The sequence below is a fragment of the Aneurinibacillus sp. REN35 genome (genome assembly GCF_041379945.2).
In the GTDB taxonomy this organism is placed as follows: domain Bacteria; phylum Bacillota; class Bacilli; order Aneurinibacillales; family Aneurinibacillaceae; genus Aneurinibacillus.
Genome location: NZ_JBFTXJ020000001.1, coordinates 142,308 through 156,998, shown reverse-complemented (window position 1 = coordinate 156,998; position 14,691 = coordinate 142,308). Strand labels below are relative to the sequence as shown.

The 14,691-nt window shown below is 47.2% G+C and carries 13 protein-coding genes; 2 read left to right on the top strand and 11 right to left on the bottom strand.

Translation table 11 applies throughout. The annotated features are described in order from the left end of the window. Positions 1-13 precede the first annotated feature (13 nt). The 4 genes from AB3351_RS00780 to AB3351_RS00765 form a co-directional block, all read right to left on the bottom strand. Positions 14-796 (bottom strand): alpha/beta hydrolase family protein, encoded by a 783-nt coding sequence (locus AB3351_RS00780; protein ID WP_371145206.1) that lies wholly within the window; start codon positions 794-796, stop codon positions 14-16. Positions 797-905: 109 nt separating this feature from the next. Further along, positions 906-1,823 (bottom strand): EamA family transporter RarD, encoded by a 918-nt coding sequence (rarD, locus tag AB3351_RS00775; RefSeq protein WP_371145205.1) that lies wholly within the window; start codon positions 1,821-1,823, stop codon positions 906-908. 3 nt (positions 1,824-1,826) lie between these two features. Further along, entirely contained in the window at positions 1,827-2,615 is a 789-nt protein-coding gene (locus AB3351_RS00770) for an STAS domain-containing protein (RefSeq protein WP_371145204.1), read from the bottom strand. A gap of 178 nt (positions 2,616-2,793) precedes the next feature. Then, on the bottom strand, positions 2,794-3,951 hold the full coding sequence (locus AB3351_RS00765) for a phosphodiester glycosidase family protein (RefSeq protein ID WP_371145203.1): 1,158 nt from the start codon (positions 3,949-3,951) through the stop codon (positions 2,794-2,796). Between the two features lie 208 nt (positions 3,952-4,159). On the opposite strand from AB3351_RS00765, the gene AB3351_RS00760 reads away from it, so the two are divergent. Next, positions 4,160-4,816, top strand: a complete 657-nt coding sequence (locus tag AB3351_RS00760; protein ID WP_371145202.1) for a phosphatase PAP2 family protein — start codon at positions 4,160-4,162, stop codon at positions 4,814-4,816. Positions 4,817-4,875: 59 nt separating this feature from the next. Here AB3351_RS00760 and AB3351_RS00755 read toward each other — a convergent pair whose 3' ends face one another. The 5 genes from AB3351_RS00755 to nth all read right to left on the bottom strand — a co-directional run bounded on the left by AB3351_RS00755 (position 4,876) and on the right by nth (position 10,876). After that, positions 4,876-5,748 (bottom strand): YitT family protein, encoded by an 873-nt coding sequence (locus tag AB3351_RS00755; RefSeq protein WP_371145201.1) that lies wholly within the window; start codon positions 5,746-5,748, stop codon positions 4,876-4,878. Positions 5,749-5,874: 126 nt separating this feature from the next. Next, entirely contained in the window at positions 5,875-7,509 is a 1,635-nt protein-coding gene (locus AB3351_RS00750) for an N-acetylmuramoyl-L-alanine amidase (RefSeq protein ID WP_371145200.1), read from the bottom strand. 297 nt (positions 7,510-7,806) lie between these two features. Then, a complete protein-coding gene (gene pepF, locus AB3351_RS00745) occupies positions 7,807-9,621 on the bottom strand; it encodes an oligoendopeptidase F (protein WP_371145199.1) in 1,815 nt (604 codons plus the stop codon). A gap of 205 nt (positions 9,622-9,826) precedes the next feature. Next, on the bottom strand, positions 9,827-9,973 hold the full coding sequence (locus AB3351_RS00740) for a hypothetical protein (protein WP_371145198.1): 147 nt from the start codon (positions 9,971-9,973) through the stop codon (positions 9,827-9,829). A 255-nt stretch (positions 9,974-10,228) separates the two neighbouring features. Continuing rightward, positions 10,229-10,876 carry an endonuclease III gene (gene nth / locus AB3351_RS00735; protein WP_371145197.1) on the bottom strand — a complete coding sequence of 216 codons (648 nt, stop codon included), beginning with the start codon at positions 10,874-10,876 and terminating at the stop codon, positions 10,229-10,231. Positions 10,877-10,993: 117 nt separating this feature from the next. Between nth and AB3351_RS00730 the strand changes: the two genes are divergently transcribed. After that, positions 10,994-11,215: a CBM20 domain-containing protein gene (locus AB3351_RS00730; protein ID WP_371145196.1), complete on the top strand. Its 222-nt coding sequence runs from the start codon at positions 10,994-10,996 to the stop codon at positions 11,213-11,215. Positions 11,216-11,273: 58 nt separating this feature from the next. Here the strand turns inward: AB3351_RS00730 and AB3351_RS00725 are convergent, their stop codons facing one another. Both AB3351_RS00725 and AB3351_RS00720 read right to left on the bottom strand, forming a co-directional pair. Beyond that, complete coding sequence (locus AB3351_RS00725; RefSeq protein WP_371145195.1) at positions 11,274-12,788, bottom strand: fatty acid--CoA ligase family protein; 1,515 nt, start codon at positions 12,786-12,788, stop codon at positions 11,274-11,276. A gap of 100 nt (positions 12,789-12,888) precedes the next feature. Next, on the bottom strand, positions 12,889-14,685 hold the full coding sequence (locus AB3351_RS00720; RefSeq protein WP_371145194.1) for an acyl-CoA dehydrogenase family protein: 1,797 nt from the start codon (positions 14,683-14,685) through the stop codon (positions 12,889-12,891). Between the last annotated feature and the right edge of the window lie 6 nt (positions 14,686-14,691).

Genomic DNA, 14,691 nt, shown 5'->3' with positions numbered 1-14,691 from the left:
CGTCTCCCCTCTCCTACATTCTGTCTTTCAGCCACGCGCACGCGTCACTTAGCGTGCTGTAATGGGCGGCTTCAGGGAAGTGATGCCCGTATTCATGATAGTGCCAAGCAGCATAGGGCCTGCCAAGCTGCTCCAGCCGTGCACCCATATAGGCCGCATGGCGCGGGCTTACTTGATCGTCTTCTCCCCCTTGAATGAACAATACAGGACACGTAATTTCTTCAGCGCGATACAGTGCGGAGCGCTCCATGTAGGCATGAGCATCTTTGACCGGATGTCCAATTACCCGCTTAAGCATACGCCGCAAATCCTCCCGCTCCTCATACGTAAGATGCAAATCCACAACGCCTCCCCACGAAACGAGTGCACGGATACGCTTGGTCTCAGCAGCGGCCAGAAAAGCACCAACCGCACCGCGTGAAAATCCGACTGCACCCATCCGCTCCGCTTCAACATAAGGCAGCACAGATAGAACCTGCAGTGCATCATATACATCCTGCCGGTCCACCCCGCCAAACTCATCCTGTCCCTCTCCCCCTTCGTTTCCGCGGTAGGACGGGGCGCACACAACAAACCCGCATGCCGCCATGTGTTCAATCCAGGAGAGCTGTACCATGCCGACACGGTGAATGCCTCCCCTGCAATAGACGAGTCCGGGATGCTTTCCTTGTGCGATGGGCCGCGCCAAATATCCAGCTACTATTTCATCACCGGATCGATACATGATATGGTATATGCTTATATCTGGAATGGACGATGGAAGTCTGATACGAGACACAAGCGGATTACACAGCATGTCATATTCCTCCTTTACTCTATTCCATAAACATACTATCCATAGACGAAAAAAGCGTTTTGTCATGATTATGGACAAAAACGCCTTGTTGTTTTATTTTGACTCATCCTTATACTTTGTCCTGCTGCTGAGATAATTGGTGGCCTATATTTGTATACGATAGTGAATATAGCAGAAGCGCACACCAAATGAATGCGAAGCTAATCGTATGAACGGAGGTAAATGTTTCTTTAAAGATAAATACACCGATCACCAGCGTAATGGTGGGAGAGAGGTATTGAATAAAGCCAATGGTCGAAAGCGGTACAGTTCGTGCTCCTTTGGCAAACCAGAGCAGCGGGAATGCCGTTACAATGCCCGCACCCATAAGCAATGTGATCTCAAGCGCAGATACAGAGCTGATCGCTCCGACCCCTTTTGATTCCATAAACACAATATAACTACAAGCGAGCGGAGCCACAAAAAACGTTTCTAGAGCCAGCCCAACCATCGCTTCGGTCTGCGCCCGTTTCTTAACCAAGCCATACAACCCAAATGTTACAGCCAGGGAAAAGGCGATCCATGGCACTTTGCCGTATTGTACTATTAGTATAACCACACCGATGCTGGCCAGCCCCAATGCCAGCGCCTGCCATCTTGTGAGCCTCTCCTTAAGCACAAGTACGCCTAACGCTACGCTCAGAAGTGGATTAATGTAATACCCAAGACTTGATTCAATTACATGCCCATTGTTTACCGCCCATATGTAAATAAACCAGTTGGCACTAATCAAGAGCGAAGCCAAAAAGGCAGGCAGCGCAATTTTTATGTTGCATAGCGCTTCCTTAAACGGCTGCCAGCGACGGTACAGCAGAAGCAGCATCATAACAAATATAAAGGACCAAAAAATGCGATGCGCCAAAATTTCAAATGCAGACACACGATCAAGATACTTCCAATAGAGCGGGAGCAGCCCCCATACCGCATAAGCGAGTACCGTATACGCAATGCCCGCTGTCTTCTCTCTGTCTTCTTCCCCTATTTTCATTTGCTACACCTTCGTTATTTTTTGTAGTTGATAGCCGCATTTCTTCCACACATATTGGATGCCTTCTTTAAAAGATGGAAATGAACGTGCCGTAATCTCAAGACCGTTGCGTACAAAGCTCTGTACGATTGCAATTGGAAAACCGACATACAGCGTCTCTACGCCCATCAGGCGCAATGCCCGGGTTAGCTTATCAAGTTGAATATCCAGATTATCACCTGCAACATGGCTAATACCGGTAAAATCAAGAATGACGAAGCGGCTGTTTCGCTTGCCTGCCTCTCTGAGCACCTTTTCCGTCATCTTCTCCACACGATAGCGATCCAGCGAGCCTGTCAGCGGAATCAGAAGCGACACCCGATTGGCTGTCTCAATAACTGGCGTATACAACTCCTCCATCCTTCTCTGTTCGGCCTTTCGTTCTTCTTCGTAACTCGTTACGTCTTTCCACGTCAGGATATAGCCCTTTATCTCACCTTTATTACTTCTGTGAACATCGACAACAATGCTGGCTGCGTACCGCTCAAACAGCATAATATCAGCGCGATGTGGAAATGGCCCCTTCTTAAGAATTTCCTGTACCCGCTCGCTATGAAAGCGGGTAACGTTCTGTCCGATGAAGCCATCCGGATCGCTAATGCCTACATGCTCTCCAACTACCTTCATCAGTCCCTTAGCCGCCTCATTCATCCAGACAATCGTAAACGTTTTATCTGCCACTAAAAGATTTTCTCCCACTGCATTCAACACAGCTAGTGTTTCTTGGTGTTCAAAAACGTTCGCAATTCTCAACGTGCCAAAACCTCCTGCCATAAACATTTGATATTTTATTATAAAACAAAAAATTCCAAATAAAAACAAAGAGTTAGCATAGACCCTCTCCTTTTGTCAGTATAACAGAGAGAACTTAACCTGGTCGTATTTTGTGCGCATGCAAAAAAACGAAGAGGAGCCTTATCCTCTTCGCCTTTTATGAACGTGGTGCTTTTTGACTCTGTTCGTATACATATCCACCCTGCGCATTGGTCGGATTATATACAACAAACGCATTCGGCATCGGCTTCTCACCAACCATGCCAGATGGTGTTGTAATAATTTTGCCGCGGTAGTACATGCTTGACGAAGAACCACCATCCAGATTTACTGCATTTACAGCCCCACGCTTCAGCAGTTCATTCTGTACATCTTTAAGCGTCGCGCCAAAGCTGCGTATTGCCCGACCGTCGATAACAAGGAACATGAGCGTGCCATCCTTCTGCTGCGCAATGGCCGTGCGGGGTGCAACACCCCATCCCCCGTCGCCTTCTGTAATCATAGGCTTGCCATTGACGACAAGCCGCGGGAGAAAGCTAACGGCTTCTTGGATGCCCAGCTTCTGCATTTGTTCGTACGTATATCGGCCGCTCACCAGCAACCCGTCCTTTGTCAGTCCAACAATGTCATGCTGGACTTTGGCATCGCCGCTTACCAGCTTGCCTTCACTAATAATAATACCCAGCGGGTGCATAATTCGCTCTACACCTTCAAATTCCGGTCCTGTCATCTGTTCTGTCGGATCGGTGAGAAAGAAGCCGCCGCCATTAATAGCCGCCAGCGCATTTGTACGCGCAGCCATGTTACTTACTTTCTCGCCCCCCGGGCTGTGGCTTGCCACCACGCGGACAAGCCGCGGGTCTTTTACATACATAATTTTACCCACATACGTTTCACCCCGAATATCTTCTACATGGATGAGCGAGGATGGCGAGGCGTACTCTGGACTTGGCGGAGGCACTTTTACCAGACTCATGTTTTGTTTTGTCAGATGATTTGCTTCCCCTTGCTTGCGGAAGTTCTCTTTAATTGTTTCTACGCCGTCTGTTCCGACAAATAGCCAGGTATATTTTGTTTGTTTCGATGTATATACCGCTTCTGCAACAACCCAGCGCAGCTTCGTTCCTTGTGAAGTGAAATAAAACCAGCCTAACGCAAGCACAATAATTAGACACGCAATCCATAATCCCCACACCATACCGCGCGCCCATCGTTTCGATTGATTACGCGGCAAAAGTAAAGAAGAGGCTACCGTGGTTGTAGACATTTTACTTCGGTTTAATTGCTCCATCCGTTTTGAGGTAGGAAATAACACGATTCGTCTCCCTTTCTCTCATACGTTTCTATGTTTATGTGTATGAATGGTCTACCATTCTATATCTTAACTCATTTTAAAGTAAATACAAGAAAGTTATTCTATCACTTGCATCTATATTGCACATCATATAAAATAGCTACCATCATAAATACGGCTCAAGCCCTTATTTTGTTTCACATTTAATATATAAATATAGGTGGTGCGTATGGAAACAATCCTTTCCTTTGACCAACAACTCTTCTACTGGTTGAACGTGCGGTTAAACACCCCCTCTCTCGATTGGTTTATGATTTTCGCCTCTGCCATTAGCGATAAAGGATTTTTTTGGTTTTTTGTCGTTTTTGTCCTCCTTATGGCTCGGCGTCGTGTGGGCGGACTTCGACCTGCCGCCACGCTATTTACGGCGATTGGCATTGGCGGAGTGATTGAATATGCACTAAAATTCACCATTATGAGACCGAGACCTGCGGCTGTAGAAGAGCATGTCATTCATCTGACACACATGCCGATTTCGTCCTCGTTCCCATCGGGGCACGCGGTGTCCTCTTTTGTTTCTATGTATATACTGTATCGATTATTCCCTAAATCGATTCGCTGGGCGCTGCCTTGTGCCATTATCATGTCATATTCAAGGATTTATGTGGGAGTTCACTACCCGCTGGATGTGGTGGTTGGAGCAATCATCGGCATTATTGCAGGCAAAATTACGATGCGAATTCCGGTCATGGCAATAGCTTACAAGGTACTGCCGCACATTCCGTTTGTGCGCCGACTCACGTTACCAACTGCGGAAATAATACCCAATAATCCTCCAATTGAAACACAGCCCATTTCGAAGCAGCCGACGGACAAGCCATTATAGCCAGCATAAAATAAAACGGAGCCTGATTTATTGGGCTCCGTTTTACTTTCTACTGCTGATTATTTGTCTGATTCCAGATGGCTGCGTGCCGGAGATGGGAAGCTGAATCCCTCTCCCTGCACCTCTTTTGCTTCAAGCGCAAGAATGAAGGCACGGGGGTCCGTTTCTTCGACTAGCCGGCGCAGTTTATCCATCTCATACAACTGTACTACCACAAGAAGGACTTCCCCTTCCTTGCGCGAATATCCGCCCATTGAATGCAGCAGGGTTACGCCACGTACAAGGCGTTGGTGGATGACCTTTGTTAACTCATCCGGCTTGCTGGAGATAATGATGACACTCCGCTGCTTCTGAAGACCTGAGAGCAGCAGATCAACCACTCGGGCGCTTACATAGACCGCTACCACTGTCAGCATAGCTTTCTCAACACCAACGACAAGTCCTGAAATGGCAATAATCGTAAAGTCAATCCCAAATAGGAACTTCCCTAAATCGATGCGCCGGAACTTCTGCTGCAGCACACGGGCAATAATGTCTCCTCCACCTGACGTGCCACCTACCCGAAAGATCAAACCAAGTCCCACCCCGGCAACGATTCCGCCATACAGGGGCGCGAGAATGATATTCTCAAGCTTCGGAACCTGCAGCGCGGACGTCAGATCAATAAAGATCGAGGCGGCCAGCATTCCGTAAGCGCTGCGCATAAGAAAGCCCCGCCCGAGCACATAATACCCCAAAATGAAAATGGGAATGTTCATCAGAATGATCAACAGACCAACGGGCGTGTCAAATATGTAATGCAGCAATAAAGAAATCCCGGTAATACCACCCTGTGCGAGCTGATTCGTCACAAAAAACAGGTTCACCGCGATCGAGTAAAGAAAGCTGCCAGCTGTAATAAATAAAAAAGGGCGAATTTTCTGCCACACCATTTCTTCACATTTCTCCTTCCACCTTGTTGTCTTTTTCATATTAGATAATTACAGGAAAAAAAGAAAGGTCCTTCCTCTATATCTTTTGCAGATATTTTCGGATGAACCCTTCTTTTTGTATAGTACTTATTTTTGCTTGTTGTAATACTCGATGATGGCAGCTGCCATCGCCTCACCGACCCGCTTCTGAAAGGCACGGTCAAGCATTTTCTTATTCTCGGCTGCATTCGTTAAGAAGCCTACCTCTATGAGTGCAGATGGCATCTTCGTATTCTTAACTACGTAGAAGTTAGCTGTACGCAGACCACGGTTCTTAAACCCCGTCGCTTCGATAAGATGTTTATGCACAATGGATGCAAAAGCCTTACTCTGCGCGGTATTGTAATACGTCTCCGTTCCGTTCGCGCTCGCTGAAGCCGCATTGGCATGGAAGGATAAGAATACGTCCGCTTTTGCATTGTTCGCCAGCGTCGTACGACCAGGAAGCGTCGGATATGTATCGCCCGAGCGCGTCATGATGACTTTGAAATTCTTATTCTGCTTCAGGATCGATTCCGTCGTCTTCGCAATGGAGAGAACGAGATTCTTCTCATAATTTCCTGCTGTGCCAACCGCACCTGAGTCACTGCCGCCATGACCAGGGTCAAGCACAATCACAAACGGCTTGGTGCCTGGATTTGGTGCCGGAGCAGGCGGTGGTATCGGAGTTGGCGCCGGTGTCGGCGGCGCTTCTTTTAGCACAATCTTCGTTACACCTTCGCTTGCTGTAACGCTGTATGCACGTGCAGCGGTAAGCTCAATTACCACACGTACCCGGTCAGGTGATGTGCTGTATTGACTATAGCGAACACTTTTCACATCAGCAGCGCCAGTCAATTCCTTCAATCCTTCTTGCACACGTGCATGGTTGAAATCAATCACGATACGTGACGGATTGCTCAATGTGAAATGACTGTACGACATTTTGCCTTGCGATGCGATGCTGATACTATTGTCATCCGTTTGGGAAATGCCTGTAATGTACTGCAGCTTGTCCAATGCGCATGCAGTTTTGTCCTGGTTCCAATCGGCTTTAGCTCCAATAACTTGTGAAAGAAACTCTGGAGTAACAGCAAAGTGTCCATCAAATGTACGGTAGCCGTTCGCTTGATTAGCAGCGGCTTGAGCGATGGTATATTTCTCTGCTCCTTGCTCGAGAATCACTTTCCCTGCCCATGTCTTAACAGTATAGCCAAGCGGCTTTGCTACATCGTTTATTCTAACGAATTGACCATACGGCAGTTGATATACCTGTGCTTGTGTAAGCGCTCTTCCGTTTACCGTGATGCTTTTCTTCTTGTTGACGGTAACAATGTTGGCTGCAGCGTCCCAGCCAACCGTAGCATGTAACCATTCTCCCACGTAGCGTAGCGGTACGAACGTCCGATCTTTGATAATCTTTGGTGCCACGTCCATTGTTATTGCTTTTCCGTTTACCTGAGCGGTTTTATTGCCTGGCTTCATGGTGATTACTTTTCCGGCACGATCATTGATCATCACCGTTCGTGTTGCATTCTCCCACTTCACCTCAGCGCCGTACGCTTCTCCAACAAAAGAAATTGGAACCATCGTACGGTTGTTAATCAACTGCGGTGGAACATCAGGCTTGACCACCTTGCCATTGACCGCGATGGACATGGCTGGCGCCGCCTGCACTGCTGTAGGCACCACCCAAGCTAGCATGAATATGAATGCCCAAAGCAGTAATCCTCTTTTTCTCATTGTCTTCCTCGCTCCCTTGCTTTCTCTAAGTTGCCAGTGACACATCTCCTCTCCGATCTGAACCTATTGCGCATAAAGCTTTGGACAACCCAATCTCTAGTATAGACGCAAAATACGCCAAATTGTTTTCCGACAATAGCACTATTTTTCTCCGTTACATATTCCTAGCAAAACAACGCTCTGACTCTTTGCGCAAAAGTAAGTGAGCTGTTGTGCTTTTCATACGTATGCCATATAAAAAAAACATCCCCATGCTAGGGGATGTTTTATCACGCAACCATTCTTCTACCGGGCTGCTTATACTTGTTTTGCAAGCTCTTCAAGCTCATCAAGCAGACGGGAAAATACCTGCAGCGCTTCAACCACAGGAGCAGGAGACGCCATATCCACACCTGCTTTGCGCAACAGGTCAATCGGATAATCCGAACCGCCGCTCTTAAGAAACGTCAGGTACCGCTCGACAGCCACCTCTCCTTCTGTCAGAATCTGCTGGGAAAGCGCTGTAGCGGCTGAGAATCCGGTCGCATACTGATAGACATAGAACTCATTATAGAAATGAGGAATACGCGCCCATTCCATTTTGATATCCTCATCAATAACCATATCCTGTCCATAATAATCTATATTCAGCTCGTAATAGAGACTGCACAGAGCCTCCGGCGTCAGCGGCTCACCCGCCTCTACCTTTTCATGGATGAGCTTCTCGAACTCAGCAAACATCGTCTGACGATATATTGTACCGCGAAATTGCTCTAAGTAATGGTTAAGCAAATACATCTTCTGCCGCGGGTCCTCTGTGGTTTTAAGCATATAATCCATCAGCAGCGACTCATTGAGTGTGGATGCCACTTCAGCTACAAAAATTTTGTATTGGGCATCAAGATATGGCTGGTGTTTATCGCTGTAGTAGCTGTGCAGCGCGTGTCCCATCTCGTGTGCAAGCGTAAATAAATTATTAACGTTATTCTGGTAGTTCATCAGCACGAATGGATGGGTACCGTATGCGCCCCACGAATACGCGCCGCTCGTTTTCCCTTCGTTCTCATACACATCAATCCAGTTCGATGTAAAGGATTCCTTGAGCACATCACCGTACTCTCCACCAAGAGGAGCAAGCCCTTTTTGTACAAGCTCTACTGCTTTGTCATACGGAATGTCCATCTTCACTTCCTTGACCATTGGTACATACAGATCATACATATGCAATTCATCCACGCCTAATAGCTTTTTGCGCAGTGATACATATCGATGCATCGCCGGAAGGTTGTCACGTACCGCTTGAATAAGATTCGTATAGACATCTAAGGAGATGTTATCATTATCAAGTGCAGCGGCCAAAGCAGACGAGTACTTGCGGATACGAGCATAGAATACGTCCTTCTTGACGCTGGCATTCAGCGTAGCGGCGATGGTATTTTTTTGTTTGCCATACGCATCGTACATCGCCTTGAACGCTTCCTTGCGCACACGGCGGTCCGGACTCTCCATAAATTGAATATATCGTCCATGCGTAAGCTGCACGTCTTCCCCGTCTTCATTTGTAATAGTTGGAAAGACCATATCAGCATTATTCAACATTCCAAAAATCGTTTGCGGTGCCTGAGCAAGCTCTCCGGCCTGTGCAATGATCTGCTCCTCACGCTCACTAAGCACATGCTCCTTTTGGCGTTTGATCTCAGTGAGATAGAAACGGTAAGGTGCCAGCGTTTCTGCGGCAATATATTGATCAAGCTGCTCGTTCGGCATGGCAAGAATCTCAGGCACCATATAAGCGAGCGCGCTTGCAACGCGAATATTAAGTGATCCTGCACGATCTGTCAGCGCTTGATAGGTCGTATTCGTATTATCTTCATCCCGGCGCATGCGGGCATATACATACACCCGTTCCATAGCAAGCCCCAATTCTTCATACGTCTTCATGCATTCTGCGAGTACAGCAGGAGACTCACTCAACTTGCCTTTATAGGTTCCTATTTTGTTGATCAGTTCCTGCACTTTTTTATATTCTTCCTCCCAAGCAGCATCGGATGGGAAGATACTTTCCAATTTCCATTTGAATTCTGGTTTAACCTCCGAGCGTTTCGGAAGTGTCTTTTGCGAAGTGTTCTCCATAAGCGGCGCGGTCTAATACCGCTTCCTCCTTTCAAAATGGGATGAAGCTGTATGCATAATTCTTTTCCTATCATTTCGCATTCAGGGAAAAGAATTCCTCCCTTTCACTTTATCATACTTATCCAATGTGCTACGAAGTTAAACATGATTCTTCACACAAAGAAAGCGGACAGCCTATTTGCCGTCCGCTTTCTTCCTACACCGATTATGATGCATAATCCTCCACCGTATCGCTGCTATCGTCACTATATGTCTCACAAGCTACATCTCGACAATCCAAGCACTCTGCCCGATTCTTCTCCCAAGATGCCAAGTCTCTACCGCAGGAAATACATACATCTGTCCATTCCATTTGTCACCTCTCCCTTCTTGTTGTATTCGATAAAATATAAAAAGGCCAGATATATCGTCAGCAAACAAATGTAAGCTAAGATATAACTGGCCGGTATCGCTTTCTCTTCTCCAGTTGGCTATCCTGGAGTGCAGTCGATGCCTCAGTTGTTTTACAGAGTCTTATAGTTCATATCACTGAAAGCAGAAGGGTAAGCTTCTACCGAGTGATAGTATTATCATACAATACTATCGTATAATTGACAATATTTTTTTACTATTTCGCTTTCATTCTTTTCTTACCTTCACGGCACATATCAAGCAATGGACACACTTCACACTGCGGATTGACAGCTTTACAATGATACCGCCCAAAGAAAATCATCCGATGGTGTGTAATCGCCCACTCCTCACGCGGCACTTTCTTCATTAGAGCTTCTTCTACTTGGAGCGGATTGTCTTTCCACCGCGCAATACCCAAGCGCTTAGACACGCGCTCCACATGGGTATCCACCGCAATGGCAGGCGCACCGAACGCCGTGGAGACAACCACATTGGCCGTTTTACGTCCGACGCCGGGCAGTTTGACAAGCTCGCTGTGCTCCCTCGGTACTTCTCCCCCATACTCTTCAATCAGCATACGGGCTAACTTTTGTATATTTTTCGCTTTGTTTCGGTACAGGCCAATGCTGCGGATATCCTGTTCAAGTTCTTCAAGCGGGACGGCTATATAGTCCTCGGGTGTCTTGTACTTCTCAAATAATTTGGGCGTCACTTTATTAACGAGCGCATCCGTACATTGAGCTGATAGCAATACAGCAATCGTCAGCTCAAAAGGATTCGCATGCGTCAATTCGCAATGGGCATCCGGAAACATATCTTCGAATGTATCAAGAATGCGGCGCATCTGTACTTTAGTTACCAAGTTTCTTCACCTTTATCTGCAGATTTTGTATGACAATAGCGTAGCAGTTGCAATTTGGCTCGTCAATCGCTACACTAAAGAAGCAAAAAAGGTCGCCGGAGGAAGGATGACAATATTATGGCAAAAATACACACTATCTACAAAGAAGACAAATGGAATATGATTACGGCTGAAATGGAAGGCGTTCGTATTATCGTACGCGAGATTTCCACAGAGTGGGGCGAAGATACGTACGTACTGAACGGACGCCATGAGCTTATGGACTGGGCTAAGAAGCACTTCACGCAGGATAAATACGAACATGCAGCAGAGATCATCGAGAATTTCGGGAAACTTTAAGGCATCATACTAAATAAATAAGAGGCGGCTCCGTTCTGATACGGAGGCCGCCCCTTATTTATTTCAAGACTATATCGCGTAATGCCCGCCGCAGAATCTTTCCTGTTGTGTTTTTGGGCAACTCCTCGATGAAAATAATCTTGCTCGGCACCTTATATTTAGCCAGCCCGCTTTGACAATAAGCGATTAGCTCTTCCGCTGTCAATGATGGATCGCGGCTTACTACATAGGCCTGTACCGCTTCACCAACATTCTCATCCGGCACGCCGATTACGGCTGCTTCGATGATTTGCGGGTGCTCGTACAGCACTTCCTCCACTTCGCGCGGATATACATTGTAGCCTCCGACGATAATCATATCCTTTTTCCGGTCCACAATAAAAATATAGCCATCCTCATCCATATATCCCATATCGCCAGTATACAGCCAACCATCCTGCAGAGTACGGGACGTCTCCTCAGGCATATTTAAGTATCCTTTCATTACGTTGGGACCTCGTACAATCAGCTCGCCAACTTGTCCACGCGCAAGTTCCTCACCCTCTGCATCCACGATCTTATTTTCCACACCTGGGATATTTACACCAATAGAGCCTGGCTTACGAACGCCCTGAACCGGGTTGAAGGCGGTCACCGGAGCCGCTTCTGATAGTCCATATCCTTCGGAAATTACCTTTCCGAATTTTTTCTCGAAATTATGCAGCAGTGCCACTGGCAATGAAGCTCCACCAGATATGCAAATGCGCAGAGAGGCCAATGCCTCTACTGAGACGTCAGGTGTCTGCATAATGAAGTTGTACATCGTTGGCACTCCGGCAAATACGGTTGCCTGGTGCGTTTTGATTGCTTCTACAACATCAGTTGGACTAAACTTCGGCAGGATGAGCATGGTCGCTCCGATCGCGATGGGCGCATTCATACATACTGTCATGCAGAAGACGTGAAACATAGGCAGCACGGTTACAAATATATCCTCGCCTGCTACGCACAAATACTCAGCAATAGCATCCGCATTTGAAGCCATATTGCGCTGAGTAAGCATAGCGCCTTTCGGCTGTCCGGTTGTACCTGACGTATACAAGATAACGGCCAGATCATCCCCCTGTAATTTAGGTCCCTGCCAGCCTTGGCTTGAATGCGCTATCAATTTATCAAATGGCGTCACCCACGTATGCTCACCATCTCCGCCCACCAGCACAACTTCGCGCAGATCCGCCAGCTGCTGCTTTATGCCTTCGAATACAGGCAGAAGAGGGGCAGCTGCAATAGCCAACTGTGCGCGGCTGTTGTGGAGGATGTACATGATCTCCTTAGGCGTGTAAATCGGATTGATCGGCACGACTGCAGCTCCGCTCAACAGCACACCATAATAGGAGATAACAAAATGCGGCGAATTGCCCAACAGCAGCGCGACATAGTCTCCCTTTCCAATTCCTTTGGCGGATAGATAGGCCGCCGTACTTTTGGCCTGCTGATATAACTCGCCGTATGTCACCTGCATATCCTGAAAAATATATGCAATTCGCTCCGGATACTCACGTGCTCCCCGCTTAATATTTTCAATTAATGTCATGTGCTCATCACCTCTCTTTTTTTCATCCCTTGCCATTATCGTCTAGCAGAAAAAGAGGAGAGGCGGGCGGGCGCTTCCCTCGCCGTCCCGCCCTTCTTTATTACTTTGCAGCTACTGTATACTGTTCAGCTTCAAAAATACGCTGTGCAATCTCACGCTTCAGGGCAATCGTATTAATCGGCTGCATGCGCACAAGCTTTTTCACGATTGATAGCTGTGTACGAAGCATATCACCCTCGCTTGTCGCCACCAATACTTCTTTTGCCCATTTCTCAAGATCAGACCATACTTCTTGGAAGTAAGCACGCGTCATATCCACCTGCAGCTTCGCTGCGGCTGCACCTTTGCGGTCCGCTGTCTTCTTAGCGCGAAGCAGCGCTGATTCCAGAGCGTATATCGTAATCATCATATTGGACAGGTTTTCAAGAAGTTCTTGTTCCTGCTCGATCTTCTGCATATGCTTCTGCACCGCTGTTCCACCTACCATGAGGAATAGCTTTTTCGCTGCTGCAAGCATCTTGCTTTCCGCTTCAAGTAACCCTTCAGACTCTGAGAGATCCATCGGCGGCATATAGCCGGCCAGCTCTTTTTGCAGCGTTTGCAGCTTCGCCATCAGCGGCAGACGCCCTTGCATCGCACGCTTTAGGAGCGTACCTGGAATCAACAACCGGTTTACTTCATTTGTCCCTTCAAAAATACGATTGATACGAGAATCACGGTAGATTTGCTCAATCGGATATTCGGAAATATAACCATATCCGCCGTGAATTTGCACGCCTTCATCCGCAACGAAATCCAGCGCTTCTGAACCAAATACTTTAACAATCGAATATTCAATCGCATGCTCTTCAATTGCTTTGGCCGCCTCGTTGAATACATTGTTTTCTAGATTCAAGTGCTGTGTCGCTGCTTCTAAATAGCCACCTGTGCGATATGTCAATGTCTCATTAACATATGTGCGAATCGCCATATCCGCAATTTTGTTTTGCATGAGCGGGAAGCTCGCAATCGGGGTATTGAATTGCTTGCGCTCCTTGGCATACTTTACTGCCAGCTCAAGCGCCCATTTGGAAGCGCCAATCGCACCGACACCAAGCTTGTAGCGACCAATATTTAGGATGTTAAATGCAATTTTATGTCCTTGCCCGATTTCACCAAGCAGGTTATCCACCGGCACTTCTGCATTGTCTAAGATAAGCGGGCGTGTCGATGAACCTTTGATACCCATCTTTTTCTCTTCTGCCCCGGTGCTGACACCCGGGAATTCTTTTTCTACAATGAATGCGGAGAATTTCTCGCCGTCAATCTTCGCATAGACAACAAAGACGTCTGCAAAACCCGCATTTGTAATGAATTGCTTCGTTCCGTTCAACACATAATGTGTACCGGCTTCATTAAGCACAGCCGTCGTCTTCGCACCAAGCGCGTCGGAACCGGAAGACGGTTCCGTCAAGCAATATGCTGCAATCTTTTCACCTGTGGCAAGGGCCGGCAGATACTTAGCTTTTTGCTCCGGATTGCCAAAAATCGCAATCGGCAGCGTTCCAATCCCAACATGCGCACCATGGCTTAAGGAGAATGATCCGCCGCGAATCATATTTTCTCCAATCAAACTTGAACTGATCTTATCGAGTGCCGCACCGCCGTATGCTTCTGGGATATCTGCACCCAAAAGTCCAAGCTCACCTGCCTGACGAAGTAACTTCACAGTAAGTTCATAGTCAAGCTTCTCAATCTCTTCCCGCTTCGGGGCGACTTCGCCCTCTACAAAATCACGGGTCATACGGGCAATCATTTGTTGTTCTTCATTAAAATCTTCCGGGGTCAATACAGAATTAAAATCAGCTTCCTCAAGAATAAACTGGCCACCTTTTGGCATTGTATCTTGTACGCTCATGTTAAT